Consider the following 24,948-nt stretch of genomic DNA (forward strand, 5'->3'; position numbering starts at 1 on the left):
GATGAAAGCACAGGACTTAAAGTATGTGATCCCGACTCTTGATTCGTTTAAAAGATATGGACGGGTAAAAAGGGTTGTCGGCTTAATGATTGAATCACAGGGTCCGGAAAGCTCTATTGGTGATATTTGTTTGATCCATTCGAAAGACAATAAACGGACCATTATGGCCGAGGTAACCGGGTTTCGGGATGAAATGATGATCTTAATGCCATACCGGAATATAAACGAAATTTCACCGGGCAGCCTTGTAGAATCACTCGGTCACCCTCTTCAAGTAAAATCAGGACCGGCTTTGATCGGCAAAATTATTGATCCGCTTGGAGAACCTTTTGACGATTCTGTGCTGCCGCGGACGTTGACGCCGATTGAAACAGAAGCAGATCCGCCAAATCCGATGACAAGACCGCCAATACGGGAAAAGCTTGAAGTCGGTGTACGGGCTATTGATGGGATGCTGACAGTCGGGAAAGGTCAGCGGGTCGGTATTTTTGCAGGAAGCGGTGTTGGGAAAAGCACACTGCTTGGCATGATTGCCCGCAATACAAAAGCAGATTTAAACGTCATTGCTTTGATTGGGGAGCGCGGCCGGGAAGTGCGCGAATTTATTGAACGGGACCTTGGCCCCGAAGGAATGAAAAAGTCGATTGTAGTCGCCGCCACTTCAGACCAGCCGGCATTGATGCGTATTAAAGGAGCATTTACAGCTACAGCCATTGCTGAGTACTTTCGGGATAAAGGGTTGAATGTCATGCTTATGATGGATTCAGTCACGCGGGTTGCCATGGCACAGCGAGAAATCGGGCTGGCCGTTGGAGAGCCTCCTGCCACCAAAGGATACACGCCATCCGTTTTTGCAATTATGCCAAAGCTGTTGGAACGCACAGGAACAAACGAACATGGAACGATTACCGCTTTTTATACAGTGCTCGTAGATGGTGATGACATGAATGAACCGATTGCAGATGCCGTGAGGGGAATATTGGATGGACACATTGTGTTAGACCGTGAGCTCGCGAATAAGGGGCAGTACCCAGCTATAAACGTATTAAAAAGTGTCAGCCGTCTTATGCCCCATATTGTCAGCCGAAGCCATTATGATGCGGCAGTAGCAGTAAGGGATTCGTTAAATACGTATTTAAACTCTGAAGATTTGATTAACATCGGTGCATATAAAAGAGGGTCATCCGCTGAGATTGATAGAGCCATTCAAAACTATCAGCCGATTCTCTCGTTTTTAAAACAGCGGACGGATGAGCAGGCCGGACTGGATGAAACAGAAGCCGGTTTAGTTCATCTAGCCCAAGGAAGGGACAGTTAATGCATGTCATTTAATTATAAATTCGAGAAAATTATGCAGCTTCGTGAACGTGAAAAAGAGGAGTCTGAGAACGTATTTAGAGAAGCACAGAGCCAATTTGAAACGGAAGCAAACAAACTGTATGAGCTGTTGAAGAAAAAAGAAGATTTAATCGCCGTGCAGGAACAAAAAATGAAATCCGGTTTTTCTGTACTCGATATTCAGCACTATCAGCAATTTATCTCGAATTTGGAAAAATTAATTGATCAGCAGCAGCGAGTTGTTGTAACAGCACGCGGCCGGATGCAGTGGTGTGAACAGCAGCTAAAGGAAAAAAATATAGAAGTAAAAAAATACAGCAAAATCCGAGCGAATGAATTAACGCACTATCGCAAATGGGCAGCTTCAGAAGAAGCAAAGCAAATGGACGAGCTTTCATCCATTCAGTTTATGAACCGAAAGATCAGGTGATGAACACATGGCAGGAAAAAAGAAAAAAAAAGTTCCGGCTGATATGGAGGGAAAAAACAGTTACAACCCTTTTCAATGGCTGCTGTTTATCGTTGTTATTCCCTTGTTGTTTGCGCTGACTGTTGGTTTGGTTGTCATGACGATTGCCGGCGTAAATGTATTTGAAAAAACAAAGGAAGTAGCAGCGAATATTCCCTATGTATCAGAATGGACTGGAGCAACCGAACAAGACGGTAAAACAGACAGCGAAAAAGTAGTAGAGCTGCAGGGGGAAATTAAAAACAAACAAGCAAAGATTGATCAGCTGTCGGATGATCTTGAAAGCTCCAAAGCGGAAATCGAAGAATTGTTAACAGAGCAGGACCGGCTGAATGCCCAGATTAAGCAGCTTCAAAACCAGCAAAAAGAAACAGCCGAAACGGAAGAAAAAAGTGCGGCGAACAATGTTGCCAAAACGTATGAATCAATGGATGAAGAAAGCATTGCCGGTATTATTACGAACTTAACAAACAATGAAGCAGTCGCGATTTTGCAAGAATTAAGTGTTGAAAAACAAGCAGCAATTTTTGAAAACCTAGACGCGAAAAAAGCCGCTGAATATACAAAAATATTATCGAACGAATAAGGAATATGGAGTAAAATGTGAGATAATGCGGGAGGAAAAAAGGGGGGTGACAAATGATGCAGATTACTTTAGGGTCCAGTTCTTTACCACTATCTAACGGATCTTCGGCAAATCCAGCCGGAGCGGGCGGTACAGGAGTATTTGGCAGCCTGCTGCTTGGCTCTGTTCAACAAGCTGTTCAAAACCCGGCCGTCTTGGTTCCGTCCACAAGTACTAATTCAAATGACTTATCTGCTCTGTTGGCTTCTTTGTTCAACAGTGCTGACGGCTCTGAGCTGGCAGAAGAATTAGTTGGAAAAAAAGCGGAGCTTTTAACATTAACCGAAGAGCTTGTTGAAAAAGGAGAAATGCCCACGCTTCAGGAACTGGCGGTTCTACTGCAAACGGATGTGGAAACACTGCAGCATTCCCTCCAGAAGCTGATTCACGCAGTAAATGGAAGTGCAGAAGAAGCGGGTTTAGAGAACCCATTAGAGGATACCGGAAAACCGGAAACAGACGAAGCGCTGTCAATTGAACAGTTAACAGCTTTAATAAGTCAGCTTAGTGAACAAGTGCCGCCTTTATTGAAAGAAGCCGATAAGCCATTCGTCGTAACAGCCATAAGGGCAGCACAGCTCATAAACTATTTTGCCCAGCATATACAAAAGCCGGAGCCTCGTTTTCAAGCATTGCAAACCGCATTGAAAAATGCAGAAGCGCTGGTAAAACAGCAGCTTAATAACGTCCTGCCACAAACAAAACAAACGGGACTGCAGAGCGCTGCCGGTCTTCAAGCCAATGCCACTCCTGTAAATCAAGCGAGTTTGCAGGAAGCATTTACAAATTATAAAAGAATTCAGGGGCCAGGAGAATCGACTGAAAGCAAAGCCGCTTCTGCAAAGCCGGCTGCACAGGCTGCAGAAGCTGTGAACCCGTTGCTGCATCCGCTCTCTAAAACAGAACAGTTTGTGATGAGTGTGAAAACAGCGCCGCGGCCAATGAATATGGAGCAGTTTATCCAAAAGTTTGAACAAATTTTGGGAAGCTCTAGCATGCTGAAAATGCCAAACGGAACAAAAATGCTGATTAAGCTTTATCCGGAGCAGCTTGGCTCTCTCCGTATCGAACTGCTTCAGCAAAACGGGGTGATGACAGCTAAAATTTTATCATCGACTCAAACAGTGAAAGAACTGCTTGAACAAAATGCCCACCAGTTAAAGCATGCATTCAGCCAGCAAAACGTGACAATTGATAAATTGGACATCATAAGTCCGGAAACGAAACAGCAGCTGTTTGACCGAGGTGCCCAGCAGCAGCGCCAGCAGGAACAAAAACAGCCGGAACAGGAATCGACAGAGCAGAACGAGACTGAAATGCTTTCTACCTTTGAGGAAGCTTTGCAAAACGTTACATTGGAGGTGTAATAGATGTCGAAAATTGATCCTTCGCTTTATTTGGCCAATAACCCGGCTCAAACGAAACAAACCGGCAACAGTTCGCTCGGCAAAGATGAATTTTTAAAAATTTTAATGGCGCAGCTGCAAAACCAGGATCCGCTTAATCCGATGGAAGACAAAGAGTTTATTGCGCAGATGGCCCAGTTTACATCATTGGAGCAAATGGTGAATATGACCTCAATGATTGAAAAAATGGTGCAGTCACAAACTGCTTCTCAAATGATTAATTATCAGTCATTTGTCGGCAAAGATGTAACATGGCATAAATTGACGGACCAGACAGATGAAAATGGACAGCCGATTGTGGAAACAGGAAATGGCACAATCGCCTCTATCAAGTTTGCTGGTGAAAGCGTCCAGTTTACGTTAACAGATGGAACGGTACTCGAACCAGCGAATATTTCTGAACTAACCGGCGGGACAGGATCGACAAGCTCGACAGGATCGACAAGCTCGACAGGATCGAGCAGCGCAGTCAGTTCGAATCCATTAGTGGAAGCGAGCTATTTAATTGGCCGCACTGTCACATGGGGCGCAGAAGGTGATGGACAAAGCGCGGCTGTTCAATCCGTTTCGATGAAGGACGGACAGATTTGGCTGCAGCTTGCAAATGGTGAAAAAATCACGGCTTCTACCTTAACAAAGATCGAGTAGGCAGGTGACGAGAATGAAAGCAGTCAATCCAATAATTCATGGAGTACGCCAGCCCATCATTCCGCCAGCTAAAAAGCAGTCAGCACAAAACACTGTCTTAACATTTAATGAAACATTTAAAACGGTTACCGCAACACCAAAAGAGCTGATCATTTCCAAGCATGCCGCGCAGCGGTTAACAGAGCGGGGGATCCATTTGAATGAAACAGAATGGAACTTGATTGGCGAGAAACTTTCCGAGGCTAAGTCTAAAGGAGTAACCGATTCACTCGTTGTACTGAAAGATGCTGCGCTTGTGGCAAGTGCAAAAAACCATACCATTATTACGGCGATGAACCGCGAAGAAGCAACTGCACATCTTTTTACCAATATCAATGGCGCTATTCTTATGGACACACTTTAAACTGGCTGGACCGAACAGGAGGCCAACCGTCTGCTGACCGATTGACGCGGACGAATTCGAAAGGAGAAAAGAACTTATGTTACGTTCAATGTACTCAGGAATCAGCGGAATGAAAAACTTTCAAACAAAGCTTGATGTAATTGGGAACAACATTTCTAATGTGAATACGTACGGATTTAAAAAGGGACGAGTAGTATTCAAAGACTTGGTTTCACAAAGTATAGCAGGTGCAAATGCTCCTGCAAATGGCAGAGGAGGAGTCAATCCAAAACAAGTAGGATTAGGAGCACAGCTATCGGCCATAGATACCATTCACACTGAGGGTTCTACTCAGACGACTGGTAGAACATTAGATTTAGCCGTGTCGGGTGATGGTTTTTTTCAAGTAACAGATGGAACTAATACTTATTATACAAGAGCCGGAAATTTTTATATGGATGAAAATGGGGACCTTGTAAACTCTGATGGTCTTTATTTAGTAGGGGATGGCGGTAATATAAATGTGCCAACGGAAGCAACAAGCTTAAGCATTGGGGCTGGCGGTGTCGTCAGCTATATCGAGGACGGCAACCTAGTAGCTGACCAGACTATTGAATTAGCTAAATTTCCAAACAGTAGTGGTTTAATAAAAGTCGGGGAAAATTTATACCAGCAATCGGCTAACTCAGGAGACCCGGTAACTGGTGTTCCAGGGGATCAGGAATCTGGAATGGGTAAACTTGTAGCGGGGGCGCTAGAAATGTCCAACGTTGACCTTTCTGAAGAATTCTCAGAAATGATCGTAGCACAGCGTGGTTTCCAAGCAAATACACGTATTATTACAACATCAGATGAAATTTTACAGGAATTAATGAGCATGAAGCGTTAATCGCTTGTTTATTTTCAAATGCAGGGGAGGGACAGGGCTGGCACGTTCAGCCCTGGCATACATGATTACTGTAACAAAACTGAACGGCAAGCCGTTCTCGCTAAATGCTATTTACATAGAAACGGTAGAAAGCTTTCCGGACACCACCATTACACTAACCAATGGAAGAAAGTATGTTGTTCTCGAACCGCATGAACAGGTAAGGGCGGATATTGAATCGTTTTATGCACGCATTTCGCTTCTCGGAAAAGTAAAGGCGGAGGAGGAACAGGATGGAGAATGAACAAAAAGCGCCGAAAAATAAATTACTTACTATTATGATTGTGCTGCTGGCCGTTATCCTGCTGGCCGGCACGATCGCCGTAATTATTATTTTGCGCGCGTCAGGCGGAGAAGAAGCTCAAAAAGAGCCATCTATTGATGAAGTGCTTGAATCGTCTGTGGATATTCCTGAAATGACAACAAACCTTGCTTCGGAGGACTTTATCCGTATTTCGTTTAAAATTCAAATGGACAGCAAGGAAGCGATGGAAGAAATGACAAAGCGGGACTTCCAGGCGAAAGATATCATTATTCAAAAGTTATCGGAAATGACAGCAGATGACCTAAAAGGCGAAGCCGGAAAACAGAAACTAACGGAAACGCTAAAAACAAATTTAAATAGTATTATGCAGGAAGGGAAAGTAGAGAAAGTATACATTACTTCCTATATCATTCAGTAACGATACCTGCACTTGATCGGAGGTGAGACAATTGTCAGGAGAAATCTTGTCTCAAAATGAAATTGATGCCCTCTTGTCTGCTTTGTCAACGGGGGAAATGAATGCGGATGAGTTAAAGAAAGAAGAAGCAGAAAAGAAAGTAAAGGTATATGATTTTAAACGTGCCTTGCGGTTTTCAAAAGACCAGATTCGAAGTTTAACAAGAATGCATGATAACTTTGCCCGGATTTTGACGACATTTTTTGCGGCACAGCTTCGTACGTACGTGCAGCTTGAAGTGGTATCTGCTGATCAAATTCCTTACGGAGAGTTTATCAGCTCGATTCCAAACCGGACGATTTTAAATGTATTTGAAGTTCCGCCGCTTGAGGGACGGATCCTAATGGAAGTAAATCCGAACGTCGCTTATGCGATGCTGGACCGTCTTCTCGGCGGACGGGGTGTAAGTGTCAATAAAGTAGAAAATTTAACAGAAATTGAAACGCGGATCATGTCGAACATGTTTGATCATGCTTTTGAAAATTACCGAGAAGCATGGTCTAATGTTGTAGAAATCGATCCAATCGCTACTGATTTTGAAGTGAATCCGCAATTTCTGCAAATGGTTTCCCCAAACGAAACCGTCGTAGTGATCTCGTTAAATACAACGATTGGGGAAACAACAGGCATGATCAACATTTGTATTCCGCATGTTGTCTTGGAACCTATTATTCCAAAGCTTTCTGTACACTACTGGATGCAAAATCCTGACAAAAAAGAACGCAGCCCACAGGAAGCGCAAAATTTGGACAGCCGGATCAAAAAAGCTTCCCTGCCGGTTATCGCAGAGCTTGGCCAAACGGCTATCACGATTGAAGAGTTCTTAACGATGACAGAAGGAGATGTGATCAGCTTAAATACAGTAGTTGGCGACGCACTTACGATAAAAGTAGGGAATGTACCGAAATTTTCAGCACAGCCCGGGCGTGTAAACCGGAAACTGGCTGTTCAGGTGCTTGATTATGTGAAAGGAGGGGAAGATGATGATGAGTGATGATATGCTCTCACAAGAAGAAATTGATGCATTGTTAAGAGGCGGAGACAGCGATGATACAGAAGAAAGTGCAACGCTTGAAGCCACTAAAAATGTAGAAGAATACTTAGACGCATTCGAACAAGATACGCTTGGTGAAATCGGCAATATCTCATTCGGCAGCTCAGCAACGGCTCTTTCAAGCCTGCTAAACCAAAAAGTAGAGATTACAACACCTACCGTATCAGTTGTAGAAAAAAGCCGGTTAAAAGATGAGTTTCCACATCCATATGCGGCGATTGAGGTTCAATACACCGAAGGGTTTGCCGGGGCAAATTTACTTGTGATTCATCAAAATGATGCGGCTATTATTGCCGATTTAATGCTTGGTGGAAGCGGAGTAGGCGTAGCGCCTGATTTAGGAGAGCTGCAGCTAAGTGCCGTGCAGGAAGCGATGAACCAAATGATGGGTTCAGCTGCTACTTCCATGTCAACCATTTTCAATAAAAGGGTGGATATTTCCCCGCCGTCGATTTCTCTTTTAAATTTACATGAGGGAGAGGGAGAGGAGACGATTCCAGAGCAGGAGCTGCTCGTTAAAATATCGTTCCGCTTAACAGTGGGGGACCTGATTGATTCAAATATTATGCAGCTGATCCCGCTTCAATTCGGGAAGCAGCTTGTCACAGAGCTGATGAATCCAGCGCCGCAGGAAGCAGCACCGCCGCCGATTCAGCAGGCTCCGGTAACGAAACCGGCCGCTGCCCAGGCGCCACCGCCGCCTGCGGAGCCTCCGTCTATGCCGGCGAGACCATCTCAGGAACCGGTTTATATGGGCCAAAATACAGGCAGGCAAGCTTCTGAGGCAAAAGTTGAAACGGCCGTTTTTTCTTCGTTTCAGTCACCTCAGCTTGGAGATCAGGAAGCGCGCAATTTAAATATGCTGTTTGATATCCCGCTTCAGGTAACGGTCGAGCTTGGCCGTACAAACCGAAACGTGAAAGATATTTTAGAATTAACATCCGGCTCTATTATTGAACTGGATAAATTGGCTGGAGAGCCAGTTGATGTACTTGTTAACAACCGTTTGATCGCCAGAGGCGAAGTGGTTGTAATAGAAGAAAACTTTGGCGTCCGGATTACAAATATTGCAAGTCCGGCTGACCGATTAAAAAATTTGAATTAAATTGAATACAGGGGGTTTTTCTGATGAGTAATCGAATTTTAGTGGTGGATGACGCCGCATTTATGCGCATGATGATCAAGGACATTTTATCGAAGAATGGATATGAGGTAGTAGGCGAAGCTGAAAATGGTGCCCAGGCTGTTGAAAAATATGCTGAATTGAAACCGGATCTTGTAACGATGGATATCACAATGCCGGAAAAAGACGGGATTACTGCCTTGAAAGAAATTAAAGCAGCAGATGCCAGCGCGAAGATTATCATGTGCTCAGCTATGGGGCAGCAAGCAATGGTTATTGATGCGATTCAAGCAGGAGCCAAAGATTTTATTGTCAAACCGTTTCAGGCTGATCGAGTGATCGAAGCTATTTCTAAAGTGCTTTCTTCTTAAGGTGTGATGGTTCATGAACTTATTTATAAAAGCGACTTTTGCGCTTTTATTAGCGTTTGTGTTGTTTTCCGGCAATGAGATCGTTGCCGGAGCAGCACTTTCCGATAAAAGTAGTGTACAAGATTGCATAAACAATCCAGATTCGTGCCAGCAGGAACAGCCGGCCGCGAACAACAGCCAGGATAATGCCGATGAAAATGTCACCGCTTCAGTCGGGGTCAGTTTTTGGGAGATTATTCGGGTGATTGCGGCACTTGCTTTTGTAGTGGCGCTTCTTTATTTTCTGCTTCGGTTTGTGAATAAAAAAAGCCGTTCTTACCAGGAAACGCATATTGTCCGGCATTTAGGCGGGACGCCGCTTGGAGGCAGCCGGTCCATTCAAGTTGTAAAAGTAGGAGATCGCGTCCTGGTTTTAGGAGTAGGAGACGATGTATCCCTCTTAAAAGAAATTGACGATCCGGCTGAGCGGGGTGACTTAATCAGCCGCTATGAAGAACAATCAGAGAAAATGATTCAGCCTGCTGAATTTGTGAGCAAGCTGAAAGAACGGCTGGGCAGACAGAGTGAAGAGAAAGAACCTGCTTCATTCAAGCAGGAATTTGAACAAAAAATGCATGAGCTTAGAAAAAAACGGGAGCAGGCTATGCGGGAATTGGCAGACAGGGAGCGGAAACAAGATGAATGAATTTATGGAAATATTTAATTCAAGCGACCCGGAAAATGTATCAACATCTGTTAAATTGCTGCTAATGTTAACCGTTTTATCCCTGGCGCCGAGTATCTTAATTCTCATGACTTGTTTTACACGAATTGTCATTGTGTTATCGTTTGTCCGGACAGCTCTCGGCACGCAGCAAATGCCGCCAACACAGGTTTTACTTGGACTTTCCCTTTTTTTAACCTTTTTTATTATGTCTCCGGTTTTACAGGAAGTGAATGAAGAAGCATTAACACCACTTTTCAATGAAGAAATCAATCTTGAAGAAGCATACTCGCTGGCGAGCGGCCCATTTAAAGAATTTATGAGCGAGCAGACCCGCCAAAAAGATTTACAGTTGTTTTTGGATTACACTCAGGCAGAGCAGCCGAAATCGATTGACGACATTCCGCTGACAACGCTTGTGCCGGCTTTTGCACTAAGCGAAATCAAAACGGCTTTTCAGATTGGTTTTATGATTTTTATTCCGTTTCTTGTAATCGACATGATTGTGGCAAGTATCCTTATGTCTATGGGAATGATGATGCTGCCGCCCGTTATGATTTCCCTTCCTTTTAAAATCCTGCTGTTTGTTTTAATTGATGGGTGGTATCTCGTAATAGAATCCTTGCTTCAAAGCTTTTAGGAAGGTGACAACATGAATACAGAAATGGTTCTTTCCCTGGCTGAAAAAGGGGTATATACAACTTTAATTGTGTGCGCGCCGCTTTTGCTTCTGGCACTTGGGATCGGTTTGATTGTGAGTATTTTTCAGGCAACAACGCAAATTCAGGAGCAGACGCTTGCGTTCGTGCCAAAAATTGCGGGTGTTTTAATTGGCCTGATTTTTTTTGGCCCATGGATGCTGGAGCGGATGATCACCTATACATCGGATATTTTTACTAATTTAACGAGATTTGTTGGTTAAACAAGTATGACAGAATTAATGCCAGATCCATCTCTTTTTTTGCTTGTCCTTGTCCGTGTATCGGCTTTTTTTGTGACCATGCCGTTGTTTTCATATCGGACCATTCCCGCCCAGCACCGGGCTGCTTTTTCGTTAGTGCTTGCCTGGACGATGTATTACACGATCGATGCCGCACCCATTGAAATCAATGGGGAATATATTTTGCTTATTTTAAAAGAAGCCATGGTGGGTCTTTTAATTGGCATGGCCGGATTTATCGTTTTATCGGCTATTCAAATTGCCGGCGGCTTTATTGATTTTCAAATGGGTTTTGCGATTGCAAATGTTATTGACCCGCAGACGGGGGTTCAAAGCCCGCTGATGGGCCAATATTTATACATGTTTTCGTTATTGATGCTGCTTGCCTTAAATGGGCATCACCTTATTTTAGATGGCATTTTCTACAGCTACCAGCTGATCCCGATCAACGAGCTCACTTTTCCATTTGGCAGTCAGGAAACGGCTCATTATATGGCGAGAACGTTCACCAGTGTATTTGTGATCGCTTTTCAAATGTCAATGCCTGTAGTAGCCGTTTTATTTTTAACGGATGTGATGCTTGGTGTGGTAGCACGAACCGTGCCGCAGCTAAACATCTTCGTAGTGGGCTTTCCATTGAAAATTGGGGTGGCCTTTGCGGTTATGTTTATTGTAATGGGTGTGATTTTTACGCTTGTTCGTCAGTTGTTTCAAATGATGCTTCTCACTATGCGGGATTTAATGACGATTTTTGGAGGCGGATAATGTGCTTAAATTAGATTTGCAGTTTTTTGCAGGTGAAAAAACAGAAAAAGCCACGCCGAAAAAAAAGCAGGATTCCCGTAAAAAAGGCCAGGTTACAAAAAGTCAGGACTTAAATACAGCGGTCAGCCTGCTCGTTCTGTTCGGTTTTTTATCGCTGTTTGCTGCTTCAATGGGCAGGAATATTTTTTATATGTTTGAACATTCGCTTCAAACTTACATGATGATGGAAGTCACGGAAGCAAACTTAAAAACGATTGTATTTGAAATAATGGAACAAGGTTTAATGATTGTCGGTCCATTTATGGCAGCGGCAGTGGCGGCGGGAGTCGTCGCCAATTATGCCCAGGTAGGATGGCTGGTTACAGGCGAGCCTATTAAACCAAAGCTTGACAAGCTGGATCCGATCAAAGGATTTAAACGAATTTTTTCGATGCGGGCGATTGTAGAGTTGTTAAAATCAATCTTGAAAATTGGTTTTGTCGGTACAGCCGCTTTTGTTATTTTGTGGTCAAATATGGATGAAGTGTTGAAGCTGGCCCTAAAGCCTATTCAAGATACGCTTCCGTTTGTCGGTTCCATTACCGTACAAATGGGTTTAGCCGCCGCCGCCGCATTACTTGTTTTAGGGGTTTTGGATTACTTTTACCAAAAGTATGATTTCGAAAAAAGTCTGCGTATGTCCAAGCAGGATATTAAAGATGAGCATAAAAACTCAGAAGGTGACCCGCTCATTAAATCAAAAATCCGACAGACGCAAAGAGAAATGGCTATGCGCCGAATGATGCAGGAAGTGCCGAATGCAGACGTCGTGATCACTAACCCGACTCACTACGCCATTGCGCTAAAGTATGATGAATCCAAAAGGGATGCGCCGTATGTAGTGGCCAAAGGCACAGATTATCTAGCGCAAAAAATCAAATTTGTGGCTAAAGAAAATGATGTCATGATGGTTGAAAACCGGCCGCTTGCACGGGCTCTTCATGATCAAACGGAAATAGGCGATTCAGTACCGGAAGAATTCTTTAAAGCCATTGCTGAAATTCTAGCATACGTATATCGAATAAAAAATAAATTGTAATTTTTCGTTGGGAGAGAAAAAAATGAAAGCAAGAGACCTCTCGGTTTTACTAAGCGTGATCTTAATCGTTGCCATGCTGATCATTCCATTGCCAACATGGCTGTTAAGTGTGCTCATCATCATGAATATCTCTCTTGCGCTTCTCGTTTTGCTCATCTCCATGAACATGAAAGAAGCGCTGGAGTTTTCTGTGTTTCCGTCGCTCCTTTTATTGTTGACGTTATTCCGGCTTGGCCTGAATGTGTCGACAACGCGTTCCATATTGAGTCACGGCGAAGCTGGGGGCGTTGTCGAGACATTCGGGACATTCGTAGTTGGCGGTAATGTTGTAGTAGGGATGGTTATTTTCGTTATTCTGGTTATCATCCAGTTTGTTGTCATTACAAAAGGAGCCGAGCGTGTATCAGAAGTGGCAGCCCGGTTTACACTTGATGCCATGCCGGGAAAACAGATGAGTATTGATGCGGATTTGAATGCTGGGATGATTTCTGAAGCCCAGGCACGCGAGCGCCGGGAAAAAGTCAGCCGTGAAGCCGATTTTTACGGTGCGATGGATGGGGCAACAAAGTTTGTTAAAGGAGATGCGATTGCCGGTATTATTATGGTTATCATTAACTTAATTGTCGGCATGGTCATTGGTGTGATGCAGCAGGATCTATCTTTTGCTGAATCGGCTGCCCGTTATTCTCTTTTAACGGTTGGGGATGGAATCGTTTCACAAGTGCCGGCACTGCTTATTACAACCGCAACGGGTATTGTTGTGACCCGTGCAGCTTCTAAAGGAAATCTAGGAGAAGAAATTACCGCACAGCTTTTACGTTATCCTTCTATGCTGTATATCGCAGCAGGAACGATTTTTCTGTTAGGCATCGCTACGCCTATTACGGATATGTTAACCATTCCTATTGCAGCCGGTCTTGCATACGGCGGCTATATGATGAACCGAGTACCGAAACCAGATCTGGAGGATCCGGTGCCGTCTGAAGAAGAAACAGAAATGGAAGAGTTAAAAAGTCCAGAATCTGTGGTGAACCTTTTAACCGTAGACCCGATTGAATTTGAATTTGGGTATGGCTTAATTCCGCTCGCCGATACAAATCAAGGCGGAGATTTGCTTGATCGTATCGTAATGATCAGGCGCCAGCTGGCACTTGAGCTCGGCCTGGTTATTCCGGTTGTCCGCATCCGGGATAATATTCAGCTTCAGCCAAATGAATACCGTATGAAAATCAAAGGCAGTGAAGTGGCAGGCGGGGAACTGCTGCTGGATCATTATCTGGCAATGAGCCCTGGTGAAGAAGATGATTTAGTAGAAGGCATTGACACGATCGAGCCATCATTCGGCCTGCCGGCAAAATGGATTACGGAAGATGCAAAGGAGCAGGCAGAAATTTTCGGCTATACCGTTGTTGATCCGCCAAGTGTTGTGTCCACTCATTTAACGGAAACGATTAAAAAGTATGCAAACGAACTTTTAGGGCGCCAGGAAACGCAGCAGTTAATCGACCATTTAAAAGAAACATATCCGATTTTAGTAGATGAAGTAACACCAAATCCACTTTCTGTTGGAGAAGTACAAAAAGTGCTGTCAAAGCTGTTAAAAGAAAACTTATCTATCCGTAATCTGCCGATCATCTTTGAAACCCTGGCTGACTATGGAAAAATGACTTCAGACACCGATTTGCTGACAGAGTATGTAAGGCAGGCGCTTGCCCGCCAAATTACCATGCAGTTTGCAGATGAGAGCGGGTCATTGAACGTTATCACGCTGTCAGGAAGAATTGAAAAGCTGATTGCAGATGGTGTGCAGCAAACCGAACATGGAAACTATCTATCTATCGATCCAAATGATTCGCAGCGTATTTTAGAAGCGACGGCTCAGCAGGTTGAACAAGCGTCTTTTATGCAGCAATCGCCTGTTATTCTTTGTTCTCCTGCTATTCGGATGTATGTACGGCAGCTTTTAGAGCGTTATTTTCCACAAATACCGGTGCTGTCTTATAATGAGCTTGAACCAAGTGTGGAAGTGCAAAGTACAGGGGTGGTGACCATCGAATGAAAGTAAAAAAATATCTTGCACCTTCTATGCCGGAAGTGATGAAAAAAGTCAGAGCAGAATTGGGAGCCCAGGCCGTTATTTTGCAGTCGAGAACGGTTTACTCGGGTGGAATTTTCGGCTTATTTAAGAAAAAAAACATTGAGGTGGTGGCAGCAGTCGATCCTGCAGCCGCTGCTGTGCCTGCACAGTCTGAAGTAAAGCGGCCGGCTTTGCAGGAAAAGCCAGCTTCAATAGTTCCCGAAGAATTAAAAAATGAAATGAACGATATGAAAAAAATGATTCGGGACCTTCAAAAATCAACGGCTTCTTCTGCTTTGTATCCGGATATGCTGCAGCCGGCCATTGATCAATTAAGCCGGCATGGAATAGCGAAAGAATGGATTGACCAAACGGCTTCCTATTTATTCGAAAAATGGCATACCGAAAAAGAAGCAGCCACAGCCCGGCAAATAAGGGAGTGGACACTTCTTTATTTAAAAAGCTGTCTGCCGGATTCCGGCTTATCAAACAAAGCCGGAGTAAAGTTTTCTTATTTACTCGGTCCGACGGGAGTGGGCAAAACCACAACCATTGCAAAGCTTGCTTCAAAGCAGGTGCTTGATTTCAATCGAAAAGTAGCTTTTATTACAACAGATACATACCGGATTGCGGCCATCGAGCAGCTGAAAACATATTCCGGGCTTTTGAATGCACCAATGAAAGTAGCTTATTCAAGGGAAGACATGAACCAGTGTATGCAGGAATTGAGCTCGGCTGACGCTGTTTTTATTGATACAGCAGGACGCAACTATCTCGATGGCCAGTATGTGGCGGATCTTCGGCCTTTGATCATGCAGCGTCCCGAAGAATCTGCTTATTTCCTCGTATTAAGTGCAACAGCGAAAGAAGAAGATTTACATGCTATTATTCAAAATTTCTCATCTTTACGAATAGATGGATTTATTTTCACAAAGGTTGATGAAACAAAAACAAAAGGGGCTCTCCTTAATTTAATGCATACGTATAAACGGCATACTGCTTTCGTTTCCAATGGTCAAAATGTACCAGATGACTTGATCGAACTTTCGACAGAACAATTAGTAAATTACATTTTCGAGGACTGGAAAGCATGAAAGACCAAGCGGAACTGCTTCGTCAAAAAATGATGCAAAAATCAGTCCAGTCAGGGCCTTATAATCAAAAAGCAGCTCGAGCGCTGGCCATTGTCAGCGGCAAGGGCGGTGTTGGAAAAACAAACATTTCTGTTAATTTAGCGGTCGGGCTTGCAAAAATAAATAAAAAAGTTTTGCTGTTTGATATGGACATTGGCATGGGTAATATTTATCATTTAATTAACGGGAACCCCTCATTATCGATTGTTGATTTTTTTGAAAGGGACTTTCCGCTTACTCAGCTTATTCAAGCTGGACCTGAGGGGCTTTCCTACATTCACGGGGGTTCTGCTTTTTCGTCCCTGTTCGAATGGAAAGAAGCTTATCAAGAAAAATGGATTTTAGGACTTCAGTCACTGATAGCAGAATTTGACTTTCTCCTTTTCGACATGGGAGCAGGAGCTACAAAAGAAAGCTTAAATATTCTCCAAGCGGTTGATGAGGTATTGACAGTTACGACACCTGAACCAACTGCTATGACGGATGCGTACTCTATGATGAAATTTATTCACATGCGCGATCCGCAAAAAATCTTTTATTTAATTTGTAACCGCGTGGAATCAAAAAAAGAAGGCCAGGAAACTGCTGGGCGTTTGGGCAGTACGATGCATCGGTTTTTAAATGTAAAGCCCGTTTTTCTTGGAGCCATTCCGGAGGATTCCGCAGTGAGAAAAGCAGTGAAAATGGGACAGCCATTTCTTCTCTCCTTTCCAAAAGCAAAAATCTCGTTTTCTTTTGAGCAAATTGTGCATCAATACGCAGAGGAGCCAAAGGAAACCTTCAAGGAAGGTTCCCGTTTTATAAGTAAGCTGCGCCGCTTCTTTACAGAAAGAGGAGGGTACGAATGAACGCAAAAAAAGTTCTCGTAGTGGATGACTCCGCTTTTATGAGAAAGTTGATTTCCGAGTTTTTATCTGCACATCCTCAGCTTGAAGTGATAGCTTTTGGCCGAAATGGACGAGATGGTGTAAAAAAAGCACTGGAGCTTAAACCAGATGTGATCACTCTTGATGTTGAAATGCCGGAAATGGATGGGCTGGAGGCTTTAAAAGCCATTATGGAAAAGCAGCCGTGTCCAGTGGTGATGTTGTCTAGCTTAACAAAAGAAGGAACGGAAACAACACTGAAAGCGATTGAGCTTGGCGCAGTTGATTTTATTGCAAAACCATCAGGAACGATCTCGCTTGATCTTCACAAAATTAAAGATGTCTTGATTGAAAAAGTACTGGGTGCATCAAAAGCAAATATCAGCATGAAGCCCGCTATATTTAAAAAAACTGCTGTTATTTCTCCTCCGGCTGAGAGCGAATATACAGAGACAAACGCTGTGCGTCCCCAAATTCGCAGCAAAAAAATGAATAAACTGGTTCTGATTGCGACTTCTACTGGAGGGCCGCGCGCTTTGCAGCATGTAGTGACTAAACTTCCAGCCTCGCTTCCGGCTCCGGTCGTGATTGTTCAGCACATGCCGCCTGGTTTTACAAAGTCTTTGTCAGATAGGCTTGATTCACTGTCCGAAATTCGGGTGAAAGAAGGCGAAGATGGTGAAATTCTGCAAAATGGCACAGTGTATATCGCACCGGGTGGAAAGCATCTGCGCTTAAAAAAAACAGGGACATCCACCGTTATTGCATTAGATGAATTGCCTCCGGAAGGCGGACACCGTCCTGCAGCCAATGCGACATTCCGTTCTGCCGCCGCTATACACGACCTTGAAAAAACAGCAGTCATTATGACTGGAATGGGGTCGGACGGAGCGGAAGGGCTTATTACATTAAAAGAAACCGGAACTGTGAAAGCTATTGCGGAAGCGAAAGAAACATGTGTGGTATATGGGATGCCAAAAGCGGCCATTGCAACACACCTTGTTGATGATGTAGTGCCGGTCGACGAGATTGCTTCAGCCATTGTTAAGCACGTATACAATAAGAGGTGAACACGTATGGATACAAATCAGTATTTGGAAATTTTTATTGATGAAAGTAAAGAACACCTTCAAGCGATGAGCGAGCATTTGCTTGAATTAGAGAAAGATCCGGAAAATATCGCGATTGTAAATGAAATTTTCCGCTCCGCCCATACGTTAAAAGGGATGTCTGCAACGATGGGATATGAAGATTTGGCCAATTTAACCCACAAATTGGAGAACGTCCTTGACGCGATTCGTAACCATCAAATATCTGTATCCTTGGAAATAATGGATACGGTTTTTTCTTCTGTAGATGACCTTGAAGCAATGGTAGAAGATATTGCAGCAGGAGGAGACGGCAAAAGGGACGTTTCAGCTATTGTAGAAAAACTTCTGATTATTGAACAGGGAGAAACAGCAGCAGCGGTTGAAGCTCCCGAGGCTCCCACGGCTTCCCAGCCCACAGCCGCCCTTTCATATGACGAGTTTGAATGGACAGTGATTAATCAATCAAAAGAGCAGGGATTCACTTGTTTGGAGATCGCCGTTTCACTTCGACCGGATTGTGTGTTAAAAGCCGCACGTGTATTTATGGTGTTTGAGGTGCTTGAGAAATGCGGAGAAGTGATCAAAAGCTCTCCTTCCTCTGAGCAGCTGGAAGAAGAAAAATTTGATGAAACCTTTACGGTCACGCTTATTACAAAAGAACCGGCAGGCGATATTGGAGAAAAAATAAAGAAAGTGTCTGAAGTAGAGCAGGTGCAGGTAACAGAAATTACTTCTGTAACCGAGCCGGAAATGAGGCCTGCTTCCCCTCCGCCTGCAGCGCCTCAGCCAAAACTGGACAGTGCTGCACAGGAAACAGCTAAGAAACAGCCGGCAGAGACAGAAAAGAGCGAAGCCAAATCGCCGAAGCAGGCTGCCTCTAATAAAACCATTCGGGTAAACATTGAGCGCCTTGATATTTTAATGAACTTATTTGAAGAGCTTGTGATTGACCGGGGACGGCTTGAATCTATTTCGGCAGAGTTAAATCATACCGAGCTGAATGAAACTGTAGAACGCATGTCACGTATTTCAGGCGACTTGCAAAATATTATCTTAAACATGCGCATGGTTCCGGTAGAAACAGTGTTCAACCGTTTTCCAAAGCTGGTCCGTCAATTATCACGGGATTTAGGAAAACAAATCAACTTGGAAATTATCGGTGCGGAAACAGAACTTGACCGTACGGTGATCGATGAAATTGGCGATCCGCTCGTTCATTTAATTCGGAATGCGGGAGATCACGGAATCGAGATGCCGGAAGTCCGTCTTTCAAAAGGCAAGCCGGCTGAAGGAACGATTAAGCTGAAAGCGTACCATAGCGGCAACCATGTATTTATTGAAATTGAAGATGACGGGGCCGGGATCAATAAAGACCGCGTTCTTCAAAAAGCGCTTGATAAAGGAATCGTAACAGAAGAGCAGGCACTAGGAATGACAGACCGCCAGATTTTTGAGCTCATTATGGCATCTGGTTTCTCAACAGCTGAAGTGATTTCTGATTTATCGGGACGCGGCGTAGGATTGGATGTTGTGAAAACAACCATTGAATCGCTGGGCGGCTCCATTACGATCGATTCTCAAGAAGGAGCAGGCTCCATCTTCTCCATTCAGCTGCCGCTGACACTATCGATTATTTCTGTTATGCTCGTCGAAGTGGAAAAAGAAAAATATGCCATTCCTTTGTCTTCTATTATCGAAACGGCGATTGTCAAAAAAGAAGATATTATGAATGCGCATAACCAGCAGGTCATTGATTTTCGTGGAAAGGTAGTACCTCTTTTGTTTTTAGAGGATATTTTCTCTGTGCCGCATGAAGAAGATGACGACCGTTTTTACTCTGTTGTCCTCGTCCGCAAAGGCGAAAAGATGGCTGGATTAGTGGTAGATTCATTTATCGGACAGCAGGAAGTAGTGCTTAAATCACTCGGAAACTATTTATCAAATGTTTTTGCGATCTCCGGCGCGACTATACTCGGAGACGGACAAGTAGCGCTGATTGTAGATTGCAATGCGCTGATTAAATAAGGAGGTGCATCAAATGAGTGAAACACTTGCATCTGAAACAGTAAAAGTGATAGCTTTTCAGCTGGTAGATAAAGAATATGCACTTCCCGTTCACCAGGTTTATTCTATTGAGAAGTTAATGCATATTACACGTGTCCCGGGAACAGTTCCTTTTGTGAAAGGGGTTATTAATTTAAGAGGGGTTGTAACGCCGATTATTGACCTCCGCAGCCGTTTCGGTTTGTCGGATAAACAATATGATGAATCAACCCGTATTATTATTGCTTCTTTCGATGATATTGAGGTGGGACTGGTTGTAGACGGTGCCAACGACGTACTTGATATTCCGGTAGATGCCATTGAGCCTCAGCCCGAAGTGGTAGGCTCACTTGGAGATGAGTATATAACAGGTGTAGCAAAACTTGAAAAAAGGCTGCTTATTATGCTGAGCCTGCAAAAGATTTTCAACTAAGGCTGCTGCTATGAATTATATTGATAGAATTCAACCCATTCACCTTGATATTTTAAAAGAAGCAGGTAATATAGGAGCAGGTCATGCGGCGACGTCCCTTTCCACTTTATTAAACCGGAAAATTGATATGAAGGTCCCGAACGTCCGGATTGTTCCTTTTGCAGAGATGATGGAGCTAACCGGCGGCTCTGAAAAAGAAGTAGTCAGTGTCAGCCTGCGAATTGAAGGGGAAGCAGGCGGCAATATGTTTTTTATGCTGGCTGTTGAAGAAGCCGATCGTTTTATTCAAAAATTAATGGGTGACGAATCCTTTACATTCCGCGAACATGATACGCATACGATCGGCTTTTCTGCCATGCAGGAAATGGGCAATATTTTATCTGGTTCATACTTGTCTGCTTTGGGAGATTTTACACAGCTCAAGCTGCAGCCTTCCGTACCAGAACTGGCGGTGGATATGTTTGGTGCAATCATTAGCTATGGGCTGCTTGAGATCTCTCAATACAGCGATTATACCATTGTCATTGATACGATTTTAACAGAAACGGATGAGGGAGACGTTGAAACGGTCAAAGGCCATTTCTTTCTTCTTCTGTCACCGGATTCTTTTCCTATTTTGTTTAAAGCGCTTGGTGCAGACTATGATAAATAAAATAGGTGAAATCATCAAAGTCGGTATCGCAGACATGAATATTGTCAAGCCGCCGAATATGATTCGAACTTCAGGGCTCGGCTCCTGTGTCGGGGTTGTTCTTTACGATGAAGTGTCACACATAGCGGGAATGGTTCATGTGATGCTTCCGGATTCCAATCTTGCAAAAGCTGATATTAAAAATAAAGCCAAATTTGCCGATACGGGTATTCAAGCGCTGATTGCGGAGCTTGCAAAACAGGGGGTCCGTCCAGGCCGCCTGAAGGCGAAAATAGCGGGAGGCGCCCAGATGTTTCAATTTAAATCAGGTTCTGATTTAATGAAAATTGGCCCCCGGAATGTAGCTGCTGTAAAAGAACAGCTGCAAAAAGCCCATATTCCTATTCTTTCAGAAGATACCGGCGGCAGCAGCGGCAGAACGATTGAATTCGATCCAATGACGTTTCTTTTGCATATTCGGACGGTTAATAAGGGAGAACAAAAGATTTAATTCGAGTGAGCAGCGGACTGATGGCCGCTGCTTTTTAGTGTATATTGTTGGCAAAAGAAATACTTTTCATTAGAATAAAAGAAAGACTTGCAGCGTGTTGTAGTCGTACGCCGGAAGGAGAGGTTCAATGGCACAAAAAATGCCTGAAGATGAGCAAAAACTATGGGAAAGATGGAAGCAGGAACAGCATCCCGATGCTGGAGATGCACTGGTAGCTCGTTATATGCCGCTTGTCACATTTCATTGTCGGCGTATAGGAGCAGCTCTCCCAAAAACAGTAAGCAGGGAAGAAATAGCGAGCTATGGAATGACAGGGCTTTACGATGCTCTGCTGAAGTTTGAGCCATCACGAGATTTAAAGTTTGACACCTATGCTTCTTTTCGGATCCGTGGCGCCATTTTAGACGGTCTCAGAAAAGAGGACTGGCTGCCGCGGGCAACGAGAGAAAAATCCAAAAAAATTGAAGCAGCTTCTTCGATGCTTGAACAGAAATATTTACGTGCTGCTACACCTGAAGAGGTAGCCGACGAACTGGGCATGTCTGTGGCCGACATTCAAGATACAATGGCGGAACATTTTTTTTCTCATGTGCTGTCTATGGATGAACAGGCGCAGGATCCTGATCAGCCGGAAGCAGGAGGGTTTGTGCTGAAAGACCCGCGCACCAAAACACCTGAGGAGGAAATGGTCAAGCAGGAGCAGATTCAGGAGCTGTCCGCGCAAATCAAAAAGTTAACAGATAAAGAGCAGCTGGTGATTGATCTCTTTTATAAAGAAGAATTGACGCTTACGGAAATTGGCGAGGTATTAAACTTATCCACTTCACGTATCTCACAAATCCATTCAAAAGCTCTTTTTAAGTTGAAGCAGCAGCTCTTAAAGCATTAAATATGGATGCAGCGGGGCTGGTAAATGGATTTTAAATCAATTGAAATGCAGGTGGCGCTTCCACGTACATTTGAAGGAGCAAAGCCGGCTCAAGACCATCAGCAGACCTTTTTTGCTGCCCAGTAGCATATACAGCATAAAGCCGTCAAAGAAATGAAGTGGAAAGGGACGGTGGCAGCTGGGAATCATCAAAGCAACAAAACAGGCGGGCAGGGTGGCGAAGAGCAGCAAAACAAACAGAAAAAGAAAAAAGAAATCCGCAGAAGATGGAATATGCTCATCCTTATAAAGGGAAGCAGATCGACTTTAGCGGGTAAGAGGGACGTATGACAATATTTTTAATCACCATTTCTTTTTTAATTCATGCGATGAGCTTATTTGCCCTGATTATCCTTTTCCAGCGGCAGAACAAAATCAGCGACTCGGAGAAAAAAGCAAAGCAGGCCGCAAAGGATATGGAAGAAATGATGACGGCCTTCCTAATAGAAATAAAAGAAGAAAATGAGCAGCTTATTGCGAAATTGGGAAGTGTTCCTCCGGCAAAAAAACCAAATGCTAAAGACCCGGAGCCCAGGGAAAAGCCACTGCCTCCGCTCACGTCTCGAAAAGCTGCGGCAAAAGCCTATACGGGGATGAAAACAGTCCAAGTAGAAAGGAATACAGAAAAGGAAGTGCCGCAGTCGAAAAAAATAGCGGATATGAAAGAGCAGGGAATGACAGAGGAAGAAATCGCAAAAACGCTTCATATTGGGGTAACGGAAGTGCAGCTTGCCCTTAAATTTAACAAAACTGAAGGAAAGTAGTTGCAGCCCCATATCGAATGTGTTATAGTAACTAACGGTGTTAATACACACGTCTTTTGATTCATCAGCCGGTGCCGTCTCAGACGGAAGCTGTGTGAGTGTGAGAAAGACGGAGGAAATCAAACCAAACAGGAGGAAACAAAACATGTCAGTAATTTCTATGAAGCAATTGCTTGAAGCAGGCGTTCACTTCGGTCACCAAACTCGCCGTTGGAACCCAAAAATGAAAAAGTACATTTTCCAAGAGCGTAACGGGATCTACATCATCGATCTTCAAAAAACCGTTCGCAAAGTGGAAGAAGCGTACAAATTTGTAAGAGAAGTTGCCGGTGACGGCGGTAAAATCTTGTTTGTTGGTACAAAAAAACAAGCGCAAGATTCTGTGAAAGAAGAAGCAGAACGTTCAGGTATGTACTATGTAAACCAACGCTGGTTGGGTGGTACACTTACTAACTTCTCAACAATCCAAAAGCGTGTACAACGTTTGAAAAACATTGAAAAAATGCAAGAAGACGGTACATTCGAAGTGCTTCCAAAGAAAGAAGTTGTTCAGCTTAAAAAAGAGCATGAGCGTCTTGTTAAATTCCTTGGCGGTATTCGTGATATGAAAGGTCTTCCTGATGCCCTATTCATTATCGATCCACGCAAAGAGCGTATCGCGGTTGCGGAAGCACGTAAATTGAACATTCCTATCGTAGGTATCGTTGATACAAACTGCGATCCGGATGAAATCGATTATGTAATCCCAGCGAACGATGATGCGATCCGTGCGGTTAAACTTCTAACAGGTAAAATGGCTGACGCTGTTCTTGAAGCGAAACAAGGCGAAGAAATCGCTGAAGAAGAAGTTCAAGAAGAAGTGCAAGAAGCTGAAACAGCAGAAGCAGCAGCTGAGTAATGAAACAGATAAAGGTGATAAGAGGGATACCCTTATCACCTTTTTTTAAAGAAAGAAACAATAAAACCGCATAGCGGTTCTACATATTTAAAGGAGGAACCAAAATGGCTATTACTGCACAAATGGTAAAAGAACTTCGTGAAAAAACAGGCGCAGGCATGATGGACTGCAAAAAAGCACTTGTTGAAACAAACGGTGATTTAGATCAAGCAATCGATTTTCTTCGTGAAAAAGGAATTGCAAAAGCAGCGAAAAAATCAGACCGTATTGCAGCTGAAGGTACAACATTTATTACAAGTGAAGGCGACACAGCTGTTCTCTTGGAAGTAAATGCAGAAACAGATTTCGTTGCGAAAAACGAAAACTTCCAAGTGCTTGTAAAAGAAATCGCAGCTCACCTATTAGCGAACAAGCCAGCTTCTGTTGAAGAAGCTCTTGCACAAACAATGGAAAACGGTAAAACAGTTGATACGTACATCAGCGAAGCAATCTCGAAAATCGGTGAAAAACTTACACTTCGCCGCTTTGAAATCCGTACAAAAGGCGAAAACGCTGCATTTGGTGAGTACCTGCACATGGGCGGCCGTATCGGCGTATTAGCTATTGTTGAAGGCACTACAGATGCTTCAGCAGCCAAAGATGTAGCGATGCATGCAGCTGCACTAAATCCAAAATATGTTTCACGCGACCAAGTTTCTGAAGAAGAAGTAGATCGTGAGCGTAAAGTATTAACAGAACAAGCGCTTAACGAAGGTAAACCAGAAAACATTGTTGCAAAAATGGTTGAAGGCCGTCTTGGCAAATTCTTTGAAGAAATCTGCATTTTGGATCAAAGCTTTGTTAAAGATCCAGATCAAAAAGTACGCCAGTTCCTTGAGTCTAAAGGAGCAACTTTAACTGAGTTCGTTCGTTACGAAGTGGGCGAAGGCTTAGAAAAGCGTCAAGATAACTTTGCAGAAGAAGTTATGAGCCAAGTTAAAAAATAATGATTCCGCATCCGCCGGTCGGAAAGGAATAAATG

The 24,948-nt window shown here is 43.7% G+C and carries 30 protein-coding genes; all 30 read left to right on the forward strand.

The genetic code is table 11. The annotated features are described in order from the left end of the window. The first annotated feature begins 1 nt into the window (after position 1). Positions 2-1,318, forward strand: a complete 1,317-nt coding sequence (fliI, locus tag RG959_RS07820) for a flagellar protein export ATPase FliI (protein WP_342796616.1) — start codon at positions 2-4, stop codon at positions 1,316-1,318. A 3-nt stretch (positions 1,319-1,321) separates the two neighbouring features. After that, positions 1,322-1,768 carry a flagellar export protein FliJ gene (fliJ, locus tag RG959_RS07825; protein WP_342796617.1) on the forward strand — a complete coding sequence of 149 codons (447 nt, stop codon included), beginning with the start codon at positions 1,322-1,324 and terminating at the stop codon, positions 1,766-1,768. A 7-nt stretch (positions 1,769-1,775) separates the two neighbouring features. Next, positions 1,776-2,393, forward strand: a complete 618-nt coding sequence (locus RG959_RS07830; protein ID WP_342796618.1) for a MotE family protein — start codon at positions 1,776-1,778, stop codon at positions 2,391-2,393. 53 nt (positions 2,394-2,446) lie between these two features. Further along, the gene (locus tag RG959_RS07835; RefSeq protein WP_342796619.1) at positions 2,447-3,799 is read left to right on the forward strand and encodes a flagellar hook-length control protein FliK; all 1,353 of its coding nucleotides are present in this window, start codon (positions 2,447-2,449) and stop codon (positions 3,797-3,799) included. A gap of 3 nt (positions 3,800-3,802) precedes the next feature. Next, positions 3,803-4,486, forward strand: coding sequence for a flagellar hook assembly protein FlgD (flgD, locus tag RG959_RS07840; RefSeq protein ID WP_342796620.1), 684 nt, complete (start codon positions 3,803-3,805; stop codon positions 4,484-4,486). Between the two features lie 13 nt (positions 4,487-4,499). Next, positions 4,500-4,889: a TIGR02530 family flagellar biosynthesis protein gene (locus RG959_RS07845; protein ID WP_342796621.1), complete on the forward strand. Its 390-nt coding sequence runs from the start codon at positions 4,500-4,502 to the stop codon at positions 4,887-4,889. 76 nt (positions 4,890-4,965) lie between these two features. Next, a complete protein-coding gene (flgG, locus tag RG959_RS07850; RefSeq protein WP_342796622.1) occupies positions 4,966-5,757 on the forward strand; it encodes a flagellar basal body rod protein FlgG in 792 nt (263 codons plus the stop codon). Positions 5,758-5,818: 61 nt separating this feature from the next. After that, positions 5,819-6,040, forward strand: coding sequence for a flagellar FlbD family protein (locus tag RG959_RS07855; RefSeq protein ID WP_315692528.1), 222 nt, complete (start codon positions 5,819-5,821; stop codon positions 6,038-6,040). Next, entirely contained in the window at positions 6,030-6,479 is a 450-nt protein-coding gene (fliL, locus tag RG959_RS07860) for a flagellar basal body-associated protein FliL (protein WP_342796623.1), read from the forward strand. Before RG959_RS07855 ends, fliL begins: the two co-directional genes overlap by 11 nt. Positions 6,480-6,510: 31 nt before the next feature. Then, positions 6,511-7,512: a flagellar motor switch protein FliM gene (gene fliM, locus RG959_RS07865; RefSeq protein WP_342796624.1), complete on the forward strand. Its 1,002-nt coding sequence runs from the start codon at positions 6,511-6,513 to the stop codon at positions 7,510-7,512. Continuing rightward, entirely contained in the window at positions 7,502-8,677 is a 1,176-nt protein-coding gene (gene fliY / locus RG959_RS07870; protein WP_483298860.1) for a flagellar motor switch phosphatase FliY, read from the forward strand. Before fliM ends, fliY begins: the two co-directional genes overlap by 11 nt. 23 nt (positions 8,678-8,700) lie before the next feature. Further along, on the forward strand, positions 8,701-9,066 hold the full coding sequence (locus tag RG959_RS07875; protein ID WP_342796625.1) for a response regulator: 366 nt from the start codon (positions 8,701-8,703) through the stop codon (positions 9,064-9,066). Between the two features lie 13 nt (positions 9,067-9,079). Then, the gene (locus tag RG959_RS07880; protein ID WP_315692525.1) at positions 9,080-9,751 is read left to right on the forward strand and encodes a flagellar biosynthetic protein FliO; all 672 of its coding nucleotides are present in this window, start codon (positions 9,080-9,082) and stop codon (positions 9,749-9,751) included. Next, entirely contained in the window at positions 9,744-10,409 is a 666-nt protein-coding gene (fliP, locus tag RG959_RS07885; RefSeq protein ID WP_342796626.1) for a flagellar type III secretion system pore protein FliP, read from the forward strand. The genes RG959_RS07880 and fliP overlap by 8 nt, the downstream gene beginning before the upstream one ends. Before the next feature lie 12 nt (positions 10,410-10,421). Further along, a complete protein-coding gene (gene fliQ / locus RG959_RS07890) occupies positions 10,422-10,691 on the forward strand; it encodes a flagellar biosynthesis protein FliQ (RefSeq protein WP_242234439.1) in 270 nt (89 codons plus the stop codon). 6 nt (positions 10,692-10,697) lie between these two features. After that, the gene (fliR, locus tag RG959_RS07895; RefSeq protein ID WP_342796627.1) at positions 10,698-11,474 is read left to right on the forward strand and encodes a flagellar biosynthetic protein FliR; all 777 of its coding nucleotides are present in this window, start codon (positions 10,698-10,700) and stop codon (positions 11,472-11,474) included. 1 nt (position 11,475) lies between these two features. Next, positions 11,476-12,552, forward strand: a complete 1,077-nt coding sequence (gene flhB / locus RG959_RS07900; RefSeq protein ID WP_342796628.1) for a flagellar biosynthesis protein FlhB — start codon at positions 11,476-11,478, stop codon at positions 12,550-12,552. 22 nt (positions 12,553-12,574) lie between these two features. Then, the gene (gene flhA, locus RG959_RS07905; RefSeq protein ID WP_342796629.1) at positions 12,575-14,611 is read left to right on the forward strand and encodes a flagellar biosynthesis protein FlhA; all 2,037 of its coding nucleotides are present in this window, start codon (positions 12,575-12,577) and stop codon (positions 14,609-14,611) included. Continuing rightward, the gene (gene flhF / locus RG959_RS07910; protein WP_342796630.1) at positions 14,608-15,723 is read left to right on the forward strand and encodes a flagellar biosynthesis GTPase FlhF; all 1,116 of its coding nucleotides are present in this window, start codon (positions 14,608-14,610) and stop codon (positions 15,721-15,723) included. The genes flhA and flhF overlap by 4 nt, the downstream gene beginning before the upstream one ends. Then, positions 15,720-16,610 (forward strand): MinD/ParA family protein, encoded by an 891-nt coding sequence (locus tag RG959_RS07915; protein WP_342796631.1) that lies wholly within the window; start codon positions 15,720-15,722, stop codon positions 16,608-16,610. Before flhF ends, RG959_RS07915 begins: the two co-directional genes overlap by 4 nt. Beyond that, positions 16,607-17,698 (forward strand): protein-glutamate methylesterase/protein-glutamine glutaminase, encoded by a 1,092-nt coding sequence (locus RG959_RS07920; RefSeq protein ID WP_342796632.1) that lies wholly within the window; start codon positions 16,607-16,609, stop codon positions 17,696-17,698. Before RG959_RS07915 ends, RG959_RS07920 begins: the two co-directional genes overlap by 4 nt. Before the next feature lie 6 nt (positions 17,699-17,704). Continuing rightward, positions 17,705-19,744: a chemotaxis protein CheW gene (locus tag RG959_RS07925; RefSeq protein WP_342796633.1), complete on the forward strand. Its 2,040-nt coding sequence runs from the start codon at positions 17,705-17,707 to the stop codon at positions 19,742-19,744. 13 nt (positions 19,745-19,757) lie between these two features. Continuing rightward, positions 19,758-20,195, forward strand: a complete 438-nt coding sequence (locus tag RG959_RS07930) for a chemotaxis protein CheW (protein WP_251270221.1) — start codon at positions 19,758-19,760, stop codon at positions 20,193-20,195. A 10-nt stretch (positions 20,196-20,205) separates the two neighbouring features. Continuing rightward, positions 20,206-20,847, forward strand: coding sequence for a chemotaxis protein CheC (locus RG959_RS07935; RefSeq protein WP_342796634.1), 642 nt, complete (start codon positions 20,206-20,208; stop codon positions 20,845-20,847). Continuing rightward, positions 20,837-21,337, forward strand: coding sequence for a chemotaxis protein CheD (locus RG959_RS07940; protein ID WP_251270219.1), 501 nt, complete (start codon positions 20,837-20,839; stop codon positions 21,335-21,337). The genes RG959_RS07935 and RG959_RS07940 overlap by 11 nt, the downstream gene beginning before the upstream one ends. A 127-nt stretch (positions 21,338-21,464) precedes the next feature. Next, complete coding sequence (locus tag RG959_RS07945) at positions 21,465-22,226, forward strand: FliA/WhiG family RNA polymerase sigma factor (RefSeq protein WP_342796635.1); 762 nt, start codon at positions 21,465-21,467, stop codon at positions 22,224-22,226. A 153-nt stretch (positions 22,227-22,379) separates the two neighbouring features. Further along, positions 22,380-22,556 carry a hypothetical protein gene (locus tag RG959_RS07950; RefSeq protein WP_342796636.1) on the forward strand — a complete coding sequence of 59 codons (177 nt, stop codon included), beginning with the start codon at positions 22,380-22,382 and terminating at the stop codon, positions 22,554-22,556. Beyond that, the gene (locus RG959_RS07955) at positions 22,553-23,029 is read left to right on the forward strand and encodes a DUF6115 domain-containing protein (protein ID WP_342796637.1); all 477 of its coding nucleotides are present in this window, start codon (positions 22,553-22,555) and stop codon (positions 23,027-23,029) included. The genes RG959_RS07950 and RG959_RS07955 overlap by 4 nt, the downstream gene beginning before the upstream one ends. 145 nt (positions 23,030-23,174) lie before the next feature. After that, a complete protein-coding gene (rpsB, locus tag RG959_RS07960; protein WP_050181424.1) occupies positions 23,175-23,927 on the forward strand; it encodes a 30S ribosomal protein S2 in 753 nt (250 codons plus the stop codon). Between the two features lie 104 nt (positions 23,928-24,031). Continuing rightward, positions 24,032-24,913 carry a translation elongation factor Ts gene (gene tsf / locus RG959_RS07965; protein WP_315692508.1) on the forward strand — a complete coding sequence of 294 codons (882 nt, stop codon included), beginning with the start codon at positions 24,032-24,034 and terminating at the stop codon, positions 24,911-24,913. The last annotated feature ends 35 nt before the right edge of the window (positions 24,914-24,948 follow it).

The organism is Domibacillus sp. 8LH, from assembly GCF_038806185.1.
Taxonomy (GTDB): domain Bacteria; phylum Bacillota; class Bacilli; order Bacillales; family Domibacillaceae; genus Domibacillus; species Domibacillus indicus_A.